General features: G+C 39.7%; 2 protein-coding genes. Both read left to right on the top strand.

Annotated elements, in window-relative coordinates:
- The first annotated feature begins 829 nt into the window (after positions 1 to 829).
- Entirely contained in the window at positions 830 to 1,372 is a 543-nt protein-coding gene (locus PX482_RS21965; protein WP_002762495.1) for a hypothetical protein, read from the top strand.
- Between the two features lie 716 nt (positions 1,373 to 2,088).
- A partial coding sequence (locus tag PX482_RS21960; protein ID WP_502888572.1) for an IS1634 family transposase N-terminal domain-related protein occupies positions 2,089 to 2,326 on the top strand: 238 nt, incomplete at its 3' end.

Below are 2,326 nucleotides of genomic sequence, written 5' to 3'. Positions count from 1 at the left end.
TAAGGGGGGATCCCCCCGCCTATCGGCACCCCCCTTATCAAGGGGGGCAGGGGGGATCGAACCTAAAATCCATTTTTAATTTAATTATAACCAGCTACTTAGATTTTTATCAAGGTGAAGAATTGTAATTTTTTTTCTCAGAAAAAATCAATTATTGAAAATGTTCTCAATAGTAGTTTCTACAATGAAGGTTTTTCGTCAAAACATCTTGGGGAATGTAAAAATATATAAAAGTATATGAAGATGTGTGGAATGTCGGCCTATAACTAAAGATAAATTCGACAGGACGGACGCTCTCAGATGTATTAGGAATAGCAAGAATATGCACATCTCCCGATCTTTACGGATAAGGAAAAAGTTCAGGTGATTACTCGGTAATTTCCCCGCATTGGTCTTTTCAAGAAATCTAATCTATTCCTTTGGATAGTGGCACGGTCAAAATCGATAAGATTACAATTTCTTTTGTTAAGCACTTTAGCGATCGCTGGATATTTCTGCGATTCATTGTCGGCTAATCGTTAAATTTTATGAAAACAGCCTCATTCGTTGAGATTATCGGAGATAGAGTAGGGATAGGTGAATAAGAGGTAAATAATTAGAGCCTTTTGGCACGGTTTATCGAAGAAAATTCTATAGATAAAAAAGCACTGGGTCTGCTTTTCCCGACTATTACCGGAAGATCGGTTTGGCGGGTACGGCGGTGGCGTGTTTTTGAATTTAAAGTGCGATCGCTGTCCTCAAAGAGCAGTATGTGGTGGGGACGGTGACGGCTAAGATTATTCAACCGAAGCCTTTTCAGTCTTAATTCGCTTAAAGAGGTTTTCAAGTAATGAAACTAAGAAACACAAGCCAAACTTTGTCTAGAAGATATGAAACTTATACACCTGAATCTAACTCTTCTGCGCGGACTGCTTCTATACATAAGGAACATATCTCAAGAAGTAATGACGTTTCAAAAGACGACAACAAAGACTCCATTGCTGTTCTTATAGGTCAAGCAAAAGGTGGTGTTTTAGGTAAATTAACTTATGAGGCACTTAGTCTCCCTATCAAGACCTCACAGCAAGAATTGGCTCAAAACTTTGTTGCTTGGGGGTGCGCTCCCGATAATGCCAATTCTTTTGCCTCTTGGTTAATTGAATACATTTCTGACCCAAATGTGCGGAATGTAATAATTACTATCAGTGCAGGACTAGTATGCTTCACAATTATATACAAGACAAAATGGCCATTATGGTTGAAAATTACTCTAATACTTCTAGTTTCGGCAGGTGTTGGCTACCTTTTATTTACATACTTCACTAATCCTACGCAGCAAAAGCCAAATCAACTTCCTTCACAAGAAAAAGTAAACAATAAACATCCTAAGTAGCCTTTGGGGTAATGCCGATCTAAGTACAGGACAAAAATCGCAAGGAGTGTAAAAACTCACGCTGTTTCAAGTCTAAATCAGTGACGATAGAGCAAAGATAATCTAAGCCGTAGCGAAAAACGCTCTTGGCAAGTCGCCCGTGTTTCTTCAGCTTAATTTGCTGGTGTTGGTGTAACCATTCCCCGATCTTGAGATCCCAGCATAAGGCTACAGAGGTTTTGGACAAGAATTTATATTTCAATAGCCGCCTTCGAGACAGTCGCGATCGCCCTTCCACTCTTCTCCCCTCTCACCATAGGAGCGATACTAAAAAATAACCCTCCCAGTATGCGCCTATGTCATGAACTTTGCCAACCTCCTGATCGTAGGCATTACCAGCCTGACTGCGTTGGCACTTGCCCTCCCCAACGCCAGCCTGCTGTAGTAAAAAAGCGATCACTATGTCAAAATATTTGCATACCATAGGTGTTGTGACGCTACTTAATTAGAGAACAAGGTGATAACAAAACTGTTCACTGACTCTAGTTAACAATTTCTCTCTTAGCGTGGGAAATAACAAATGGGTATAACTGAACTTCCCCCATACATATATAGCATAATAGCCGAAAACCCTTATCCATCAATGGATACACCCCTTAACTTTTCTTAATGTACCCATGTAATTTGTAAAATTTCTTAATGAAAAAGAATTCTCTCCATTTGCTAAAATAGTGGTCATGTATATAGAAAAAGTTCCTAACCGTAATTCCCCCCCCGCTGTTCTTCTTCGTGAATCCTATCGAGAAGGAGATCAAGTCAAAAAAAGAACCCTGGCCAATCTCTCAAAATTACCCGATGATATTATCGACAATCTAAAACTGGCTCTTAAAGGAGCAACACTGTCCATGACTGAAGGCATTCCCAATCATTTTGAAGTGATTAGAAGTCTTCCTCATGGTCATGTGATGGCTATTT

This window comes from Microcystis sp. M53602_WE12, assembly GCF_030065455.1.
Taxonomy (GTDB): Bacteria; Cyanobacteriota; Cyanobacteriia; order Cyanobacteriales; family Microcystaceae; genus Microcystis; species Microcystis aeruginosa.
The sequence above is the reverse complement of the archived record's forward strand: the minus strand, read 5'-3'. Positions and strand labels throughout refer to the sequence as shown.